At 29.5% G+C, this 19697-nt stretch carries 16 protein-coding genes and 3 tRNA genes; 10 read left to right on the top strand and 9 right to left on the bottom strand.

The genetic code is table 11. The annotated features are described in order from the left end of the window. Positions 1-11 precede the first annotated feature (11 nt). Together LOS89_RS06810 and LOS89_RS06815 are read left to right on the top strand one after the other, a co-directional pair. Positions 12-392 carry a RidA family protein gene (locus tag LOS89_RS06810; RefSeq protein WP_231834541.1) on the top strand — a complete coding sequence of 127 codons (381 nt, stop codon included), beginning with the start codon at positions 12-14 and terminating at the stop codon, positions 390-392. A 122-nt stretch (positions 393-514) separates the two neighbouring features. Further along, a complete protein-coding gene (locus tag LOS89_RS06815; protein WP_231834542.1) occupies positions 515-883 on the top strand; it encodes an immunity protein Imm33 domain-containing protein in 369 nt (122 codons plus the stop codon). Positions 884-913: 30 nt separating this feature from the next. Here the strand turns inward: LOS89_RS06815 and LOS89_RS06820 are convergent, their stop codons facing one another. From LOS89_RS06820 to LOS89_RS06840, 5 genes are all read right to left on the bottom strand, one after another. Then, complete coding sequence (locus tag LOS89_RS06820; protein WP_231834543.1) at positions 914-1279, bottom strand: methylglyoxal synthase; 366 nt, start codon at positions 1277-1279, stop codon at positions 914-916. A gap of 90 nt (positions 1280-1369) precedes the next feature. Then, positions 1370-2221 (bottom strand): BadF/BadG/BcrA/BcrD ATPase family protein, encoded by an 852-nt coding sequence (locus LOS89_RS06825; protein ID WP_231834544.1) that lies wholly within the window; start codon positions 2219-2221, stop codon positions 1370-1372. Positions 2222-2288: 67 nt separating this feature from the next. After that, positions 2289-3299: a type I glyceraldehyde-3-phosphate dehydrogenase gene (gap, locus tag LOS89_RS06830; protein ID WP_231834545.1), complete on the bottom strand. Its 1011-nt coding sequence runs from the start codon at positions 3297-3299 to the stop codon at positions 2289-2291. Between the two features lie 27 nt (positions 3300-3326). Then, a complete protein-coding gene (gene pfkA / locus LOS89_RS06835; protein ID WP_231834546.1) occupies positions 3327-4313 on the bottom strand; it encodes a 6-phosphofructokinase in 987 nt (328 codons plus the stop codon). 135 nt (positions 4314-4448) lie between these two features. Continuing rightward, positions 4449-8873: a translocation/assembly module TamB domain-containing protein gene (locus tag LOS89_RS06840; protein WP_231834547.1), complete on the bottom strand. Its 4425-nt coding sequence runs from the start codon at positions 8871-8873 to the stop codon at positions 4449-4451. A 177-nt stretch (positions 8874-9050) separates the two neighbouring features. Here LOS89_RS06840 and tsaD point away from each other — a divergent pair, with 177 nt between their 5' ends. The 8 genes from tsaD to LOS89_RS06880 all read left to right on the top strand — a co-directional run bounded on the left by tsaD (position 9051) and on the right by LOS89_RS06880 (position 18511). After that, complete coding sequence (gene tsaD / locus LOS89_RS06845; protein ID WP_231834548.1) at positions 9051-10073, top strand: tRNA (adenosine(37)-N6)-threonylcarbamoyltransferase complex transferase subunit TsaD; 1023 nt, start codon at positions 9051-9053, stop codon at positions 10071-10073. A 5-nt stretch (positions 10074-10078) separates the two neighbouring features. After that, on the top strand, positions 10079-10783 hold the full coding sequence (locus LOS89_RS06850; protein ID WP_231834549.1) for a 16S rRNA (uracil(1498)-N(3))-methyltransferase: 705 nt from the start codon (positions 10079-10081) through the stop codon (positions 10781-10783). Further along, the gene (locus LOS89_RS06855; protein WP_231834550.1) at positions 10776-11417 is read left to right on the top strand and encodes a DUF4159 domain-containing protein; all 642 of its coding nucleotides are present in this window, start codon (positions 10776-10778) and stop codon (positions 11415-11417) included. The genes LOS89_RS06850 and LOS89_RS06855 overlap by 8 nt, the downstream gene beginning before the upstream one ends. A gap of 237 nt (positions 11418-11654) precedes the next feature. Next, complete coding sequence (locus LOS89_RS06860; protein ID WP_231834551.1) at positions 11655-12611, top strand: zinc metalloprotease; 957 nt, start codon at positions 11655-11657, stop codon at positions 12609-12611. A gap of 78 nt (positions 12612-12689) precedes the next feature. After that, positions 12690-13784, top strand: a complete 1095-nt coding sequence (locus LOS89_RS06865; protein WP_231834552.1) for an AI-2E family transporter — start codon at positions 12690-12692, stop codon at positions 13782-13784. 2 nt (positions 13785-13786) lie between these two features. After that, entirely contained in the window at positions 13787-14965 is a 1179-nt protein-coding gene (locus tag LOS89_RS06870; protein ID WP_231834553.1) for a THUMP-like domain-containing protein, read from the top strand. Between the two features lie 5 nt (positions 14966-14970). Further along, positions 14971-15540 (top strand): hypothetical protein, encoded by a 570-nt coding sequence (locus LOS89_RS06875; protein ID WP_231834554.1) that lies wholly within the window; start codon positions 14971-14973, stop codon positions 15538-15540. 292 nt (positions 15541-15832) lie between these two features. Further along, positions 15833-18511, top strand: a complete 2679-nt coding sequence (locus tag LOS89_RS06880; RefSeq protein ID WP_231834555.1) for a T9SS type B sorting domain-containing protein — start codon at positions 15833-15835, stop codon at positions 18509-18511. Positions 18512-18515: 4 nt separating this feature from the next. Here LOS89_RS06880 and LOS89_RS06885 read toward each other — a convergent pair whose 3' ends face one another. From LOS89_RS06885 to LOS89_RS06900, 4 genes are all read right to left on the bottom strand, one after another. Next, a complete protein-coding gene (locus tag LOS89_RS06885; RefSeq protein WP_231834556.1) occupies positions 18516-19271 on the bottom strand; it encodes a hypothetical protein in 756 nt (251 codons plus the stop codon). After that, positions 19236-19309, bottom strand: a tRNA-Arg gene (locus LOS89_RS06890). The genes LOS89_RS06885 and LOS89_RS06890 overlap by 36 nt, the downstream gene beginning before the upstream one ends. A gap of 15 nt (positions 19310-19324) precedes the next feature. Beyond that, a tRNA-Pro gene (locus LOS89_RS06895) sits at positions 19325-19399 on the bottom strand. 15 nt (positions 19400-19414) lie between these two features. After that, positions 19415-19498, bottom strand: a tRNA-Ser gene (locus LOS89_RS06900). Between the last annotated feature and the right edge of the window lie 199 nt (positions 19499-19697).

Genomic DNA, 19697 nt, shown 5'->3' on the forward strand with positions numbered 1-19697 from the left:
AAACATTTTAAATGAAAAAAATCATATTTACAGAAAAAGCCCCTGCTCCTATTGGACCATACAACCAAGCCGTTTTATCAGGAAATACTTTGTATACTTCAGGACAAATTGCCTTAAATCCTGAAACTATGGAATTGGTTTTAGACAATATTGAAACCGAAACAAAACAAGTAATGGAAAACATGAAAGCGGTTTTAGCTGCCGCTGATATGACATTTGAAAACGTAATAAAAACAACCATTTTCATTATGAATATGGGCGATTTTGCAAGAATTAATACAGTTTATGGCAGTTATTTTGATGAAACAACTGCACCAGCAAGAGAAACAGTACAAGTAGCTTGTTTACCAAAGAATGTAAACATTGAAATTTCAATGATTGCTGTAAAATAAACACCTAAACAATCAATTATAGAACAATCCTCCAAGTTTTCTTGTGAGGATTTTTTTATATTTAGTTTTAATAGTTATCTTAGTGATGAAAATGACTAGTCAATAGATATTCAGAAAACTATATGAAAAATAAATCAGTCGAAATATTAGAAAAGTACATTGATTCTCAAAAAAACATATGCAAAAAATATAATTCCAACTTCAATAAAATAGATGAAAAATTATTTATTGGGGCTAATTATAATCTTAAACTCGAACCAATAAATGGACTCCGTCATCCAATACATGGAAAATTGAACGGTTGGTATATCTGGAGTGGTGAATGGTCAGATTCAGATGACTTTTTTAAACCCATATGTTTAGAACATCTTATTGAACTTAAACCAGAAATTATTAAATATTTTGGTCTAGATATTGGATTTCGTTTTCTGGCTAATGATAAAGGATATGAAGATGTTTGGTTTGATCAAAATATAACTTCTTTAAAATAAGTCAAATATCATTCTTAATTGAATATTTTTTTAATGTAATCCTAATAATAATAATTGAGCAGTTGCTTCATTTGTAGCTAAAGGGACATTATGAACGTCACAAATACGAATTAACATATTGATATCTACTTCGTGTGCGTGACTAGAATTTGGATCTTTAAAAAACAATACCATATTGGTTTTACCTACCGCAACTCGAGCAGCAATTTGAGCATCGCCACCAAGTGGTCCTGATAACATTTTTTTTACTTTAAATCCAGCTGCTTCTGCTCTACCGCCAGTTGTTCCAGTTGCAATAATCTTAATATTATCTTTTAACAAAATTTCTTTGTTTTTATTTAAAAACTGAACCATGTCTGCTTTTTTTCCGTCGTGTGCGATTATTGCTATTTCCATATATCTAAAATTATATTTACAAATATATATAAATAAAAAATCCCAAAACATTTTAAGGCTTTGGGATTAATAAAAAACTAACAATATAAATTACTTATTTAAGATATGATATGCAATTAGACCATCAATAGGTCTTCTTAAAACATTACCTATTGTAATTCCGTGCTTTGCTAGTACTTCTGTAAGTTCGTCTTTTAAATAAAACGCTATTGAACCTACAAAATGCACTGGAACTTCTTTGCAATTATCAAATTGTTCAATATAATTTTCTACAAAGCTTTCCATTTCTCTATGAATGAATTTTTGGCAAAACTCAGTATCCTTATGTTTAATCAAAAATTTAGCAAACGTGGCTAAATAAGCATTTGGATTTGGTTCTTTGTATAAATTATGTTTAATATAATCTGGATCAACATTGTACTCTTCTTCAAATTCTTGAGCCAATTCTTTAGGCATTTTATTAAAATAATAACCTCTAATTAAATGGCGTCCGAAACGATTTCCAGAACAATCATCCATAGCAATATAACCTAAAGATTGTACTTTTTGATGTAGTACTTTTCCATCAAAATAACTACAATTAGAACCAGTTCCTAATATACATACAATTGCTTCTTGATCTTTAGGAGTTGTAGCATAAACCGCAGCATAAGTATCTTCATGAACAACAACCACAGCATTTTTGAAGTAATTTTGAAACACCAATGTTAAAAAATCCTTCATTCTTTCTGTTCCACAACCTGCTCCATAAAAGAACAGATGTGTTGCTTTTTCTTTATTGTGAGAAATATCAAATTTATCCTCTAAACGATCAATAATTTCTTCTTTATCCAAAACCTCAGGATTTAAACCTAAAGTTTGTGTAGTGAATAATACCTTACCGTTATCATCAATCGCAATCCAATCGGCTTTAGTAGAACCACTGTCAACTAATAATTTCATATGGTTGTGTTTTTTGGGTATAAAAAAATCCCGCAAATAATGCAACGGGATTTTTTTTACAAAAATATTATTTTAAACCAGCAATATGCACTGATAAGTCGATTAATTTGCTTGAATAACCATATTCGTTATCATACCAAGAAACCAATTTAAAGAAAGTTGAATTTAAACCAATACCAGCTTTAGCATCAACGATAGAAGTTCTTGTATCTCCAACAAAATCTTGAGAAACTACATCATCTTCAGTAAATCCTAAAATTCCTTTCATAGAAGTTTCAGAAGCATTTTTAAGAACTGCCATGATTTCTTCATAAGAAGCTTCTTTAGCTAATTTTACAGTTAAATCAACAACAGAAACGTCAACTGTAGGAACACGGAAAGACATTCCAGTAAGTTTTCCATTCAATGAAGGAATAACTTTTCCAACAGCTTTAGCAGCACCAGTAGACGAAGGAATAATATTTACAGAAGCAGCACGACCACCTCTCCAATCTTTTCTAGATGGTCCATCGGCAACCATTTGAGTTGCTGTTGAAGCATGAACAGTTGTCATTAATCCTTCTACAATTCCGAAATTATCATTGATAACTTTAGCTAATGGAGCTAAACAGTTTGTTGTACATGAAGCATTAGAAACGATATTATCTGAAGCTTTAGCTTCTGTATGATTTACACCCATAACAAACATAGGTGCATCTGCTGATGGAGCTGAAATAACAACTTTTTTAGCACCACCATCAATATGAGCTTGAGCTGTTTCTAAAGTAGTAAAGATACCTGTACATTCTGCTACAACATCTACATCTACTTTTTCATCATCCCATTTAATTAATTTTGGATCTCTTTCTGCAGTAACGCGAATAAATTTATCGTTTACATATAATTGACCATCTTTAACTTCTACTTTTCCATTAAAACGACCATGAACAGAATCATACTTTAACAAATAAGCTAAATGATCTACATCTAATAAATCGTTGATAGCTACTACTTCTACATTATCTCTATTGAATGATTCTCTAAATACAATTCTACCGATTCTTCCGAATCCGTTAATACCTAATTTTACTTTTGACATTTTTTATTTAATTTTTTATTTTTAATATTAAGATGATACTATATCTGATACTTTTACAAGTTCCATATCAATTTCGCTTTGTCCTTTAATTGCTTGTTCTAAAGGCGTTAACGTAACTTTATCTTGATTTAAACCAACCATAAAATTAGATTTACCTTCAAGTAAACTTTCTACCGCTTTAACACCTAATCTTGAAGCAAGAACTCTATCAAAACACGATGGAGAACCACCACGTTGCATGTGACCTAATACAGAAACACGAACATCGTATTCTGGCATGTTTTCTTCGATATAATCTTTAAGTTCGAAAACGTTTTTACCAATTTTATCTCCTTCAGAAACTACAACAATACTTGATGTTTTTCCAGAACCTTTACTTCTTTTTAATGATTCTACTAACCTATCTAATCCAAAATCTTCTTCTGGAATTAAAATCTCTTCAGCACCAGCTCCAATTCCAGCATTTAATGCAATATGACCTGCATCACGTCCCATAACTTCAACAAAGAATAAACGATTATGTGAATTGGCTGTATCTCTGATTTTATCAATTGCATCAATAACTGTATTTAATGCTGTATCATATCCTAAAGTATGACTCGTACCAAAAATATCATTATCGATAGTTCCTGGAATTCCTATAACTGGAAATCCGTATTCTTCATTGAAGATTTCTGCTCCAGTAAAGCTTCCATCTCCACCTATTACAACGAAAGAATCTATACCAGCAGCAACTAAATTGTCGTATGCTTTTTTTCTTCCTTCTTTAGTTCTAAATTCTGTTGAACGAGCCGATTTTAAAATAGTTCCACCTTTATTAATGATGTTTTTAACATCTCTAGGTCCCATTTCTTTAAAGTCACCTTCAATCATTCCTTGGTAACCTCTATAAATGCCTACACATTCTACATTATAATAAGCACAAGCTCTAACTACTGCACGGATTGCAGCATTCATACCAGGTGAATCTCCACCTGACGTTAAAACACCTACTCTTTTAACCTTTTCTGACATATTTTTTGTTTGTTTATGTAAATTTATAAAACGAATTATAAAAAAACAGCGTTTCTTGCAAAGTATTTAATAATACTTGCAAATTCAAACGTTTTCGTTAATAACTTTCTGTTTTTTCTACTAAAAAAATACGAATTAATCGATTTCTGGAACTTTCAATTGTTCCTCTTTTTTAACTTCTGAAGACTTAGTTTTTCTTTGATTGATGAAATCTATAAATTCTGGTGGGAATTCAGAATCAGGTAATTCATCATTTGAATTTGAAGTAGCAGTTTTCTTTTTATTCTTACTGAAGATCTTTTGAATCATTTCTTTAAAAGTATCAAACTCTACATTATAAGTTATACCTAAACCTTGTGTATAACCTATACCTTCCCCTACATAGTTGATATCATTTTCTCTATTAAATACGTGAGCATTTAATGTTCCGTCTTCATTTATTTGCATTAATACCTCCAAATTACCCACAATAACCGATTCTGTAACACCTCCTACAGGAACTCCGACTTTTCCATTAATCGTAATTCTATCATTAATACGGGTGTTCATAGTAACACCTACTCTATCTGAAATATCGGTAAGTCTGTTACCTTGAGAATAATCTAAACCTAATTGTAAATTACTATCTGCATCGGCAAATAATCCATTGATAATTGAACTAGCTCCTTCAATCAACGAACCATAAGCCGCATTTCCTGTAGATTCTGCCGTTACAAAAGAACCAGTAGCCAATAAGGCAAAAGCTTGTGTTTGACGCGTGTCTTTATCTTGTAACTTATAATCTATTTCGCTTTTTAAAACCGAACTTACATTTGGAAAATCGATATTAAAATCAGGCTGTGGATTGCTTAAATTACCATTTAATAAAATTGTCACATTTGTATCTACTTTTCTATTAAATGAAGCACTTTCTACTAAAACAGCTGGATTAGCCATTGTTTTATAAGTTGCTTTTAAATCTAAAACCGCATTCATTGGTTCGCCATCCCAACGAATAGTCCCTCCTTTTTCTACATTGAATTTTTTATCAATAATACCTCCATATTTAAAGTTATATTGTCCTTCTTGAACGATGAAGTCACCAAACATTTCAAACTTCCCTAGTGTATTAATATTCATTTGCATAGAACCTACACCAGTTCCTTTCATTGCATGACCCGTTTCTCTATTTAAAATAATTTCGATATCTGCATCAGGATCAATATCAAAATTGAAATCCAATTCAATACCTTGGTATTTATTTTCTTTAGCAATTTTACCTAATAATGATTTTTGATATTCTTCTTTCGTCATAAAATTGATAAAAGAATTGTTTCCTAAATCTTCATCATCATTTATAGGGATTTTAATTGTAGTTCCTTTTTCAGACTCACCAGCTACCTTAATATTTAATGCATCTACTGAACCTGTAATACTCGCTTTCCCTTTCATGAAAGCAGTTCCGTAGTAATAAGCATCTTCAGAATCTTTAGTATCTAAGGCTAAAATATTATCCGAAACTAAATGTAAATCTAATTCCCAATCTCCAAGATTTTGATGTCTTATTGTTCCATCAATAACACCTTTAGTATGATACTTTGTATCGGTAACTTCTATCTTTCGTAAACTAAATTGATGCTCGGTTAAGTCTACAATGGCGTTTTTTTCAAATGCGTAATCGACATTCAAATATGGAACTCGCATACCAGCATCATTAAGGTAAAGTCGACCATCCATTTCGGGTTCAGTTAATGACCCATGAATTGTAGTTCGACCAGTTGCATTACCTCTTACATCCGAAAGCACACTTCCTAATAATGAACCAAAAGGTGCCAAATTAAATTTATCGAAACCTGCTTCTAAATCCAAACTTGATTGTTGTCCAACGAAGTTAATGTCACCATCAAGGAAAAAATGCTCTTTTCCATCTTGTTTCAATGTTGAATTAACCACAAACTGATTGAAGTTCTCATTTCCTTCTATTTCAAAATCCAAATCACCTAACAAAAACTGATTGATTTTTAAACTATCAATTGTTAGGTTAGAAATTGGTTCGTATTTATTTCTGTCTTGTTTATAATTGACAAATCCGTTAATCTTTCCACCAAAAGATAAACTATCTAATGAAGGAGTCAATTTATTCAAATCGACATCGTTAAACGATAATTTGAAATCTTTATAAGTAGAATCTCGCATTGTTCCAAAGAAATCAATCTTTTGATTATTATGAGATAAACTTAATTTTTCGAAATCGAAATTTTTCAAATATTTGTCGAAAACAATTTTATTATCATTAGTTTCACCTTCATTAATAAACCACAAGTAATCTTTAAATCTAATTTCTGACTTTTTAAATCCTAAGATTGACAGTTTGTTCTCATTAATTGTGTGATATAAGTTCAAATCATATGTATCTTGAGCTTTTGCTCCTCCTTTAAATTCGGAACGCACAAACAACGTATCATTTAAAGTAACATTGATTAAATTAAAATCCGCTATTTTATATGATTTGGTTTTTATTGAATCAACCGTTATATAAGCGTTATATAATGGATTTTTATTATCGATATCTATTTTTAAATTTTCGATAGTATTCTCGTAAGCCACAATGTTTGGCGAAGAAAAGTCGAATATAAATTTACCTTCATCTCCACTTATTTTACCTTTTAACTTAGTGTTTTCTGAAATTTTAACATCTGGAATGAAAACATCAACAATTTTATCGTGTAATGTTAAATCAAAATTTAAGAATTGCCCTTTGTCTAATTTATTTGGAGAATAATTGGCATACAAACTTCCCAAAGCATTTTCAATCATTTTTTGCAATTGATTTACTTTGTATTTACCTACAATTTGACCAGTAACAATATCAGGAGAATTAATATCAATTGTTCTAACTTGATTAACATCAAACGATGAAACAACTTCAAAATCCTCAAAAAAGTACGAATCTTTACTGTTTTGATAGTAAATATTATCCAATTTTAAATTTCCAGCTAAATCATCAACCGAATTTCCATGAGCTTTAAAATCGATATTTCCTTTAAAAATAGAAATGGAATCGTTTTTAACAAACTTAAGTAAATACAAATCCGCATAATCGATTTGTGCTTTAAAATCGTAGTTTTTAGCCTTTAAACTTAAATCAATTACGCCATCAAAATCCATTTTAAGATTCGGATCGTTACTATTGAAATATCCTTTATAATAAGGCATTTTCATACTCCCATCAACCGTAATTTTTTGATAGTTATAACCGTTGTAATAAAACTTATGAATATCTCCTTTAATTGCTGTATTTAGTAATTTTTGCGTAAAACCACGACCATCAACATCTAAATCAACAGTTGCTCTACCAATATCTTTCTTTCCTAATAAGGTTCCTAAATCAAAATCATTTAGAATTAAAGTTCCTTTGTATAATGCATTATCAATATAATCGATATTTTGCATAGAAAGATTACTTTCTAATTCACCTAATTTCGACATTAGATAAATATCGGCATTTATGTATTTCTGAGTTAGTTCTACTCCTCCAACAACATTTACAGTTCCTAATTTATCTAAAGCAGACGGAAGATTGTTTCCTAAAATTCTTGGTAATATTTTATTTAATCGCTCATAGCTTGAAGTTAGTCTATCAAAATTTCCATTCATGTAAAAACTTTGATTTCCTTTACCAAATAAATTTCTAAAATTTACTGTTCCAATTATTTCAGATTGATTTTTATCTACTAATCTTAAATTATGCGTAGTAAAATTGTTCAATGTTCCTACCAAATGCGTATCAACATAAAACACGTTGTTTTTTCCAAATTCATTATAAAAATAATTCAAATCGTTTGAAGCAATTGAAGCTTTATCAAATTGTACATCAAAAACAACTTTATTATTAAAATCTGAAAAATCTTGTCGGTTATACCTAAGCTCAACTTTACCCATCATTTCAGATGCTGAAGTTTTCATTGCTAAACGCTCAAGTAAAATATTCTTTTTGGTATAAGTAAAATCAGCCGTAATATTCTCAACTTCTAAACCTCTATGGTCTTTAAATGATAAACGGTCGATAAAAGTTGTTACGTTTGCTCCTTTTATATAAAAATCATCAATTTCACCATTAAGTTTAGTAAAATCGAGCATTTTAGGAGTTTGAAGATTATGATCAATATATTGAAAACGACCATTAAAAACAGTCATTTTATTTGCTTTCATTCTAAACTTACCCGAAGAAGGCGTTCCATCATCAAAAGCTTCTATAAACTTATCAAGATTTGTAAATTTTTCATTTTTATAATTTACAATCCTAACATCTAATCCATGAAGTACTACGTCTTTTAAATATGGATGACCTGGATCGTAAATTTTCTTAAAACTTAAAATAGAAGTATTTAATTTTTTAATGTAAAACAAAGTATCTTGATGATGATCCAAAACCAAAACATCACCTAATTTTACACTTCCAAAAGGAGTTATCGCAATTTTATCAATTTTTATATTGGTACCAAACGATTTGTTTAATTCCTCTGTAGCATATTTACCAAGAGCGGTTTGTACAAAAGGCAACGTAAGCAGTATACCCAATAAGAGCAACAGTAATAAAATTCCTATTAAGGAACGAAATAGTATTTTTTTAAATTTTTTGATACGTTCTTTTGTTTTAAATTTGCTACAAAATATACTATAATTAGTGTAACCAAACAAAAATAAGGAATTTTGTAAGATAATTACAATATCTTTAATTCAAATTTCGTGCCTAAAATGACAGAAAAAAAAATATATACTTTAGCAATCGAAAGTTCTTGTGATGATACTTCCGCAGCCGTACTTTGTAACGATGTTGTTTTATCAAATATTGTGGCTCGTCAAGCGATACATGAAGAATATGGTGGCGTTGTTCCAGAGCTTGCTTCAAGAGCGCATCAGCAGAATATTGTTCCTGTTGTAGATGTGGCTATAAAAAAAGCAGGAATTACTAAAAATGACTTGAATTGTATTGCCTTTACACAAGGTCCGGGATTAATGGGTTCGTTATTAGTTGGTGGCTCATTTGCAAAATCTATGAGTATGGCTTTAGATATCCCGCTAATTGCTATCAATCACATGAAAGCGCATATTTTAGCTCATTTTATTGACGAAGAAGGTTATGACAAACCCACATTTCCTTTTTTAGCGTTGACAATTTCTGGTGGACACACACAAATTGTTAAAGTAAATAGCTTTTTTGATATGGAAATCATTGGAGAAACAACAGATGATGCCGTTGGTGAAGCTTTTGATAAATCAGCTAAAATTCTTGGACTACCTTATCCTGGCGGACCATTAATTGATAAATTTGCTCAAGAAGGAAATCCAAAAGCGTTTCTTTTTACAAAACCTAAAGTAGATGGATTAAACTTTAGTTTCAGTGGTTTAAAAACGCAAATACTTTACTTTATACAGAAAAATGTAGCTTTAAATCCAAATTTTGTTGAAGAAAATAAAGCCGATATCTGTGCATCAATTCAATACACCATTATCAATATTTTAATGGACAAGTTAAAGTTAGCTGTTGCTGAAATTGGAATCAATCAAATTGCAATTGGTGGAGGTGTTTCTGCAAATTCTGGAATTCGTTCGACATTGAAAGAAGCTGAAAAAAAGTATGGTTGGAAAACTTATATTCCAAAATTTGAATACACAACTGATAATGCTGCTATGATTGGAATTGTTGGTTATTATAATTTTCTAGAACAAAATTTTAGCAATGCTGAAGTAACTTCTAAAGCAAGAATTGAATTTTAAATCTTATGCAATTATTCTATAATCCCGACATAAAACAAGGCAACAAAACATTCTTTTTCGATAAAGAAGAGAGCAAACATATTGTTAAAGTTTTGCGTAAAAAAGAAGGTGATAAAGTATTTATTACAAATGGTTTAGGATTTTTATTTGAATCTGAAATCATATTAGCATCAGAAAAAAAATGTGAAGTACAAATAACGTTAGAAACATTTCAAGAACCTAATTCGTTTTACACACATATTGCAGTTGCTCCTACCAAAATGAATGATCGTTTAGAATGGTTTTTAGAAAAAGCTACTGAGATTGGTATTCATGAAATTACACCAATAATTTGCGATCATTCAGAAAGAAAAGTGTATAAAATTGATAGAGCAGAAAAGATTATTCAGGCTGCAATGAAACAATCACTTCATTATTATATTCCAAAAATTAACGAACCTATTTCGTTTTTACAGTTTGTAAAATCAAATGTCGAAGGGCAAAAATTCATTGCACATTGTGAAGAAACTGATAAAAAATCGTTTCAGAAAGAAATTACTAAAAATGAAAAAGTTACTATTTTAATTGGCCCAGAAGGCGATTTTTCTACAAAAGAAATCAATTTGGCTATTGAAAATAATTTTATTCCTGTAACTTTGGGAAATACCAGATTACGAACAGAAACCGCAGCATTAGTTTCTTGTCATACAATTGCATTATTAAATGAATAAATTCTTAGCATCAGTAATTTTATTATTATGGAATTTGGGTTTTACCCAAGAAATTGCTGTTGCCAAGTATTCTGGAGGTGGTGATTGGTATGCAAATCCTACTTCTTTACCCAATTTAGCTAGGTTTTGTAATCAAAACATCAATACTAAAATCAACACTAAAATTGCTACTGTTGAAGTAGGAAGTGCTGAAATATTTACTTATCCATTTGTTCACATGACAGGGCATGGAAATGTAGTTTTTAGTGCTAACGACATCATCAATTTAAGAAATTATCTAACATCTGGAGGATTTTTACACATAGATGACAATTACGGTATGGACGAATTTATAAGAAAAGAAATCAAAAAGATTTTTCCAGATAATCCGCTAACTGAAATTCCTTCAAATCATATAATTTTTCAAGAACCTTATGCTTTTGCTGGTGGATTACCAAAAATTCACGAACACGACAATAAAAAACCACAAGCCTTTGGAATTTTTATTGAAGGAAGAATTGTACTGCTTTACACCGTAGAAACTGACTTAGGAGACGGTTGGGAAGATGCCGAAGTTCACAATGACCCACAAAGTGTAAGAGAAAAAGCACTAAAAATGGGTGCTAATATTTTAAACTATGCTTTTAAAAATTAAACATTTTTATTGCATTTTTTTAAAATTTTAACATAAACTGCAGAAAAACTACAGCAATTTATATTTTAATACCTTTTAATTTTGGTCTAATATCATTTTTAAAACGATAATATTGTGATATAATTTTTACAGAAACTTTGATTTACTGTAAGAAAATAAAATCATTATACTAAAACTAGTTCCCAAATCGTTTTTAAAAATTAACCAAACTATTTAACTAACTAAAATGTATTATTTATGAAAAAAATCCTTTTATCAGCAGTTTCATTACTGTTATTGGTTTCTTGTAGTAGTGAAGATTCTAGCAATTCTTCAGAATTAGCAACAACTACTCATTCTCACAGAGGATGTGCTTCACATGAAGTTCATGAACAACAGCTAAGAGAAAATCCTGAATTAGCTGCAAAAATGCAAGAAATTGAAAGATTTACTGAAAACGCAATTACAAACGGTAGACTAGTAAATGGAAGAATTGAAATTCCTGTTGTAGTAAACGTTTTATACAGAACTGCTGCTGAAAACATTTCATTAACACAAATACAATCGCAAATTGATGTTCTAAACAAAGATTTTAATGCTCAAAACAGTGATTTTAATCAAGTCCCATCTGTTTTCTCAGGTGTTAAAGCCAATGTTGGTATTACTTTTGTTTTAGACGCAGTTTACAGAAAATCAACAACTAAATCATCTTGGGGAACTCGAGATGCAATGAAAAAATCAAAACAAGGTGGAATTAACCCAACTTCTCCAACGACTAAATTAAACTTATGGGTTTGTACTATTGGTGGTGGAATTTTAGGTTATGCACAATTCCCAGGTGGTTCATCTGCTACAGATGGTGTTGTAATTGATTCAAGATATTTAGGAACTACCGGAACTGCTACAGCTCCATTTAACAAAGGTAGAACTGCAACTCACGAAGTTGGTCACTGGATGAATTTAAGACACATTTGGGGCGATGCTACTTGCGGAAGCGATTTAGTAAGCGACACACCTACTCACAATACAGCTAACTACGGGATGCCTGTTTTCCCTCACTACTCTACTTGTTCAGGCACACCAATCGAAATGACTATGAATTACATGGATTATACTGATGATGCAGGAATGTACATGTTCTCAAACGGACAAAAAAGCAGAATGCTTGCCATTTTTGCGTCAGGAGGATCACGAAATTCATTCGCTCAGCCATAATCGAATGCATATTGCAAGTTAAGCTTAAAAACTCATCATTAATTGGTGAGTTTTTTTTATTTTAGCAAAAAACAAAAAATGACATCTAAAGAATTATCTTTTGGTATTGTTAGAGCAGTTTTAACACTTGCAGCAATATTACTCTCTTTATTCTTTCTATATAAAATAGCTACAGTAATAGTTTATTGCATCGTGGCAATTGTATTTTCATTACTACTCTACCCTTTGGTTTTATTTTTAAGAAGAAAACTAAAATTTGGTAACACACTTGCTGTAGTTACTGCTTTATTGTTATTTGTGTTACTAATTAGCGGTATTGTTTTACTATTTGTTCCTTTAATTGTTTCACAAGGTGAAAACTTATCGCTTTTAGATATTAATTCCTTAGAAAACAATTATAATAATTTGCTGACTAATGCAACAGAATATTTGAATTCTCATAACATCGATCTACAACAATTTACAGCAAATTCCAATTTAACTTCATTTTCAAATTTCGAATTCATTCCAAACTTCTTAAACAACTTAGTAAGTACAATTGGCAATATCGGAATGGGATTAGCTTCAGTACTTTTTATATCGTTTTTCATTCTTAAAGAAAGAACTTCTTTTTCATTGGCTTTTAAAAAGTTATTACCTGAAAATCAGAAAGAAAAAGTTTTAAATTCAGTTGAAAAAATCAATGAAATGTTATCAAAATATTTTCTTGGTTTATTATTACAACTCTTTATAATCTTAATATTGTATTTTATTGTTTTCCTCATATTTGGAGTTGAAAATGCTTTAATAATAGCGCTTTTATGTGCTATATTTAACATTGTTCCTTACGTAGGACCTATAATAGCAACTTTTGTAGCTGGAATTTTAATCATGACAAGCAGCATTGGCACTGGAGCCGATTTTAGCACAGAAACATTACCAACAACTATTTATGTTTTAATAGGAATGTTTATTGTTCAACTGATTGATAACAATGTGAGTTCGCCAATGATTTTTTCAAAAAGTACCAATTCACATCCTTTAGAAATATTCTTAGTTATCCTAATTGCAGGAATTTTATTTGGTATTACAGGAATGATTATTGCGGTTCCTTTTTACACTTCATTGAAAGTAATTGGAAAAGAATTCCTACCAGATAATAGAATCATAAAAGCATTGACGAAAAATTTATAGTTTTGGATATAAATCAAATTTTAAAAACTGATATTCAAGATTTTATAAATAAAAATCTTAATTCTGATAGTTCAACATTAGCTTTAAAGAAAAATCCATTTCCAGAAGTTAATTATGCCGAGATAATTAATCAAATCAGTGCTAAAAAGAAAGCAAAAGATAAATTACCAACTTGGTTTTCTACTGAAAATATTATTTATCCTGAGAAAATATCAATCGAGCAAACATCTTCTGAAATAACCGCAAAATATAAAGCTTCATTAGTTTCTGGAGATAAATTAATTGATTGTACTGGCGGATTTGGAATAGACGATTACTATTTTTCAAAACAATTCAAAAAAGTAATTCATTGCGAATTAAATTCAGATTTATCTACAATTGTAAAACATAATTTTGAAGTTCTAGAAGCTTCAAATATTGAATGCTTTTCAGGTAATAGCTCACAAATAATAGAACAATTAAATCAGAAATTCGATTGTATTTATATTGATCCTTCCCGAAGAAACGATGCAAAAGGCAAAGTATTCATGTTAGCCGATTGTTTACCAAATGTGGTGGATTTACAAGATTTTTACTTTCAATTTACTGATATGATTCTAATTAAAACGGCTCCTATTTTAGATCTTCATGCAGGTTTATTAGAACTAAATAATGTTGCTGAAATTCATATTGTTGCGGTAAATAATGAAGTTAAAGAATTGCTTTGGAAAATTGTCAAAAATCATTCTGAAGCTCCAACTATAATAGCAGTTAACTTAGAAAAAGAGAAACAAACCATTACCAAAATTGAAAGTTCAAAAAGCTATTCAGCTCTTTATAGTTTGCCAAAAAAATATCTTTACGAACCGAATGCTTCTATAATGAAATCAGGCGGTTTTGAGGCAGTTTCCGAATTGTTTTCTATCGAAAAATTACATCAACATTCACATTTATTCACTTCTGAAGAATTAATTGATTTTCCAGGGAGAAAATTTCAAATTGATAGTGTAGTTCCATTTCAAAAGAAAGAAATAGCACAAAATCTTCAAGGAAAAAAAATGAATGTTTCTACTCGTAATTTTCCCATAAAACCAGAAGAAATCAAAAAGAAATATAAAATTCAAGATGGTGGAACAGTTTTTGCTTTTTTCACCACGAATTTAAATAATGAAAAAATAGTTTTACTTTGCACCAAATTATAACCCAAATGAAAAATCTTTTATCGCTTTTATTACTACTTACATTAACGGTTAACGCACAAAAAAAAGATTGTATTTACGATATTGAAGAAAAAACCGATTCAACTTCTTTAAAAGTGCTACCAAATGTATTAATGCACGAAAAGATTTTTGGAAACACAAATGAATTTTTATTCTTTGGATTAGTAAACAATAATGGTGTACCAATGTTGAGCATACAACAATTGCAAAAAAGTAAAGATTTTATTAAAACCAATTGTATTGCAAAAAACTCTAAGATTGTTTTACAATTGGCGAATGGTAAAATTTTATCTCTTATTAGTGCTAATGATGAAACTTGTAGCGAATTAATGTACGATTCTGCAGAACAAAACAACATTCGAATTTTAACTGGTTATTTTTACTTCACAAAAACCAATTATGAAGAACTAAAAAAGAGCGCTGTGAGTTTAATGCGAATTCAATTTGCTGGTGAAACAAAAGACTATGTTTTAAAAAGTGAATTAATTTCGGAAACTTTAAAAGTAAAATCTAATCCTGATAGCTATTTTATGCAGTTTTTGAAGTGCGTTGAGTAATAATTATTTTTTTTATTGTTTTTTTAATTATAATGACCCAAGAATTCTTTTAAATATTTGTTAAAAAACTACACACTTATATAAAAAAAACCTTACTTTTATTTAATAGTTTCACGTTATTTATATATTCTTGAATAATAGTTTATTATTCAAAGTTACTGGATGTCATTTGTTGACATAATTTCCCCTTTGAATTTATATGTTTTCTCTATATTTTTTTTTAATGAATAAGAAATCTACATAAAAATCAAACATTATGACTTTTAAACAAAAAAATACAAACTATCAAAAAATGAAAACAATTTTGTTTTTGGTGGCATTTTTTTGTTTCTCTCAAAAAAGTATTGCACAAGAATTTGAATGGGCATATACAATTCCTGGGCTAACAGTACAAAATAATGAATCTAATTATTCCAGAATAGAAGACATTATCACTAATAGTAATAATGAAATTTACATTATTGGAGTTCAGGATGGCCCTCATGATTACGGAAACCAAACACAACCTCCAAGTTTATTTACGTCAAATACTTTTATAGTTAAATTAGATGAAAATAAAAATTTAATTTGGGTTAAATTTTTTAAAGTAGTTTTACATCATCCATTTTTATTATTAGATAGTAACGAAAATGTAGTGATTGGAGGTGATTTTTTTTCAACAAATATAGACCCGCTTAGAAATATAAGTTTAGACCCTGATTATCATCCTATTCATAACCCTATTAATATTTACGAAAATTTAGAAATTTTTACTTACTATGGTTTTGTAGTAAAACTAGATGAACAAGGAAATTATCTAAATAGTAAGATTTATGAAGATATTGTAATAAATGATATGACTATAGATAACAATGATAACATGATTGCAGTTGGAAGTGTTGTTGACAAATATGAAGTTTTAGGTCCAAGCTATGAATATCTACGTGCTTTTATAACGAAATTAGATCCTAATTTAAATACTATTTGGGATAAAACATATAGCAATCCAAATGATAATCATAATGCTTTTTATGCTGTAGGAATTGACAGTCAAAATAATTTGTATTGTTCTGGAACATATCGAAATACTTTTTCTTATGGTGGTACTACCCTTACTAATGAAAGTTCTGAGTTTATATGTAAAATGCTTCCAAATGGCAATGAAGATTGGATAATTGAACTGCATGGTAATCCACAATACTATGGTAATTCTACAGCTTATGTTAATAGAGAAATCCAAATAGATACTAGTGACAATATCTATTTTTTTACAAATTACGATCAAACGTATACTTATAATTTTACTAATACTGCTATAGGAAATCTACCTCTTTCACCTTACACAATTGAATCTGTTATTTTTAAAATGGATTCAAATGGAAATCACATTTGGAATACTCCTTTATATGGTGATGAAGATCAAAGTATTATTGATTTTAAAATTAATAATGATGGTGAATTAATAACAATAATTAATTCTAATTTACAGAATCTACATTATTCAGATGATTCCATTTTAGAAGCTAACGGTGAAAAATATTTTTTACTTAAAACAAATGAACAAGGTAATCTAATTGATTTTAAAAGATTAAATCCAAGCTATATAATTTGTATTGAAACAGATACAAACAATAATATTCTTTTTGGAGGATTAACACAAAAAATAACCGATTTTGACCCACATCCTTTTAACGAATATATGCATTATCCTGCTACGTATTTAAATGCGCTTGATAATTTAACAAATGAAAGTGTAGGTTATGCTGTAAAGCTTTCTAATTGCGATAATGAACCTTTATTTTTAAACACCTATAACTTTTGTTCCGTTAACAATGTTAATCCAACTATTGGAGACATTGAACCTAATGATTTTAATGTTAACTGGTATAGTTCTGCTAATGCAACAACTCCTCTAGATAATGATTTTTCTATCATAGATGGAGCAACCTACTACATGGAAAAAATGTCTGAAAATTCTCCTGTTCTTTTAAGACAGCCTGTTTTAATGAATATTTTACCTCCTCCTAGCCCTCCTTTAATTGCTTCGGTTCAACCTTGCTATTTTCAAGGAATGAAGTTGTCTGATTTAGATATTCAAGGCGATAATTTAACATTCTATGATGGTTTTGGAACTATTTTAAATAGTAATTCAATAATTGATTTAAATACAGAATATTATGTTACGCAAAATGTAAACAATTGTGAAAGCGCAAGTATTCGTATTAATTTAGGCAACCTTAATCTTATTACTCATAGTCAAGTAGTTTACGTTTGTGATAATGAAATAGATAATGTGGAAGTTGTAAATCTTTCTAATTATATTCAGCAGTTTACAGCTACTCCTAGCCTTTATTCAATTTCGTACTACAATTCATATAATGATGCTTTTAACAACGTAAATCCTATTTTAAATTACACCAACTTTAGTGCTGGAAACGGACAAACAGTTTATGTGCGTTTTTATTCTAACAATTTGGCTTGTTTTGAAGTGGTAGAACTTACAATAAATCTTGTATTTCCTCCTGAAATATTAGAAATTCAAATTAATGATTTAGTAGCTAATAACTCTATCACAGTTATTCCTTATAATGAAGACTATGTTTATTCTTTAAATGGTATTACCTATCAAGCAAGCAATTATTTTGATAATTTATCAGAAGGGGAATATTTTGTTTATGTAAAAGATAAAAACGATACTTGCCAACCAGTTACTGAAACTACTTTTTTATTGGCTTATCCAAAATTCTTTAGTCCAAATGGCGACGGATATAATGATAAATGGAAAATTAAATTTTCAAACTATCAAGAATTATTAAATGTTGAAATTTATGACCGATATGGACAACTGATTACTTTTTTTGAAAAAGATAGTTCAGGTTGGGATGGAACACTAAACGGAAAAGCTTTACCTGCAACCGACTATTGGTTTAAATTAATTCGTGTAGCAGATAAAAAAACCATTTCTAAAGGGCATTTTACTTTGGTGAGATAACATATTAATGTTTTGGATCCATATTAAATTCTTTTAAATAACTTGGATTCATCATTAATTTATATTCATTATCATAAAGTATTGTATTGTCTAAACTATTTATGGCTTTCATTTTTCTCAAATTATTATTAAAATCTATTGTCTCATAATAAATCTTTCCCAAATTATCCTTTTTAATCGATTTGTATTTGATCAGCTTGAATTTTTTTCCTCTAAGTTGAAATGAATGTTCCTTTTGTTCATTTAGATTATTATGCTTAATTATAAATACATTGTCAATAATTTTTATATCAGAAAAAATTTTCTCATTCTGCAGTCCATTAATTCCTTGATAACAATCTGGAGTTATTGCTTTATCAGTTGAAATTGTTAAAAACATGCCTGCATTTGAATTACTAAGGTAAATTTCAAGCCTATAAGGCTTATAGATATTCAAAGTGTCTTGTTTGACTACAATTGAGTAGAGTACTTTATCTTTATTTAAATGACCTGCTCTCGTTAAAATTAAATGATTGAAGTTGTTTTTTTGTTGTGCTGATAAATAGTTATATGAAAATATTATTATCAAAATAATTACTTTCAAAATGTTTGAATTTTTCATATAGTTTTTGAATTTTATTACTTTAAACTTCTTTATATCCTCAAATATATCTATTTTATTAATACCAAAAAAACTTAGGAAAGTAGTAAAAACAAAAAAGCCTTGCGTTTGCAAGGCTTTTTGTGATCGCGCCAGGATTCGAACCTGGGACCTACTCATTAGAAGTGAGTTGCTCTATCCAGCTGAGCTACGCAACCTATTATTTTTTTTCGTCGGGGTGGCAGGATTCGAACCTGCGGCCTCCTGCTCCCAAAGCAGGCGCGATAACCGGGCTACGCTACACCCCGAAAAAAACAAAAAAGCGGAGAGACAGGGACTCGAACCCTGGCGACGGTTACCCGTCGACAGATTAGCAATCTGCTCCGTTACCACTCCGGCACCTCTCCTATTATTGTTGATAAGAACTTATCTTTTTTGCGGTTGCAAATGTATATTTTCATTCTTAATTACACAACATTTTCTTGAGTTTTTTTCAATATTTTTTTAATTAATTCCAAAAAACACTTAGTGTCAATACTATAGCTTTTCAATAAAAATGATTCCAAATTATTAAAATCAAATTTAAAAGTAAATTTCAATTACAAT

This window comes from Flavobacterium channae, assembly GCF_021172165.1.
Taxonomy (GTDB): Bacteria; Bacteroidota; Bacteroidia; order Flavobacteriales; family Flavobacteriaceae; genus Flavobacterium; species Flavobacterium channae.